The sequence below is a fragment of the Pseudomonas sp. NCCP-436 genome (assembly GCF_019656335.1).
GTDB lineage: Bacteria > Pseudomonadota > Gammaproteobacteria > Pseudomonadales > Pseudomonadaceae > Aquipseudomonas.
In genome coordinates this window covers 1-1323 of sequence record NZ_BPLZ01000039.1, presented here as the reverse complement: position 1 = coordinate 1323, position 1323 = coordinate 1, and the positions used below count along the sequence as shown (strand labels likewise).

The 1323-nt window shown below is 62.7% G+C and carries 1 protein-coding gene; it reads left to right on the top strand.

Features of this window, described 5'->3' with window-relative positions:
• Positions 1–1323: aspartate aminotransferase family protein (locus tag NCCP436_RS17545; RefSeq protein ID WP_220805240.1), on the top strand; the 1323-nt coding region annotated here is incomplete at both ends.

Genomic DNA, 1323 nt, shown 5'->3' with positions numbered 1-1323 from the left:
CACTGGCAGGCTCTGAGCCGGGCCCACCATTTGGCGCCCTTCAGCGACTACCGCCAGCTGCACGAGAAGGGCCCGCGCATCATCACCGAGGCGAAGGGCGTACACCTGTGGGACAGCGAGGGCAACAAAATCCTCGACGGCATGGCCGGCCTGTGGTGCGTGGCTGTGGGTTATGGCCGCGAGGAGCTGGTCGAGGCGGCCAGTGCCCAGATGCGCCAGCTGCCGTTCTACAACACCTTCTTCCAGACTGCGCATCCGCCGGTCCTGGAGCTGTCCCAGGCCATTTCCGAGCTGGCTCCGGAAGGGATGAACCACGTGTTCTTCACCGGCTCGGGCTCCGAAGGCAACGACACCATGCTGCGTCTGGTACGCCATTACTGGGCATGCAAGGGGCAGCCGGAGAAGAAAGTCATCATCGGCCGTGAGAACGGCTACCACGGCTCCACCGTAGCGGGAGCCAGCCTTGGCGGCATGAAGTTCATGCACGAGCAGGGCGACCTGCCGATTCCGGGAATCGCGCACATCCCGCAGCCATACTGGTTCGCCGAGGGTGGCGAGATGAGTCCGGAGGAGTTCGGCATCTGGGCCGCGGATCAACTGGAGAAGAAGATCCTCGAACTGGGCGAGGACAAGGTGGCGGCGTTCATCGCCGAGCCGGTGCAGGGGGCCGGTGGCGTCATTGTGCCGCCGCAGAGCTACTGGCCGCGTATTCGCGAGATTCTCGCCAAATACGACATTCTGTTTGTCGCCGACGAAGTGATCTGCGGTTTCGGCCGTACCGGGGAATGGTTCGGCAGCCAGTACTACGGGCTCAAGCCGGATCTGATGACCATTGCCAAGGGGCTGACCTCGGGCTACGTGCCGATGGGCGGGCTGATCGTCAGCGACAAAGTGTTCGATGTGATCGAGGCACACGGCGACTTCAACCATGGCTTCACCTATTCCGGCCACCCGGTGGCGGCGGCGGTGGGTCTGGAGAACCTGCGGATTCTCCGCGAAGAAGGCATCGTCGAACGCGTGCGGGAAAAAACGGCACCGTATTTGCAAAAGCGTCTGCGCGAGCTGGCGGATCATCCGCTGGTGGGTGAAGTGCGCGGTCTCGGCATGCTGGGTGCCATCGAGCTGGTGCAGGACAAGGCCAAACGCCAGCGTTATCCGGGTGAGGTTGGTGTGGGCATGATCTGCCGTGGTCACTGTTTCGACAACGGGCTGGTGATGCGTGCAGTGGGCGACACCATGATCATTGCACCACCGCTGGTAATCAGCGAGGCGGAGATTGACGAGTTGGTGGAAAAGGCACGCAAGTGCCTGGATCTGACCTGG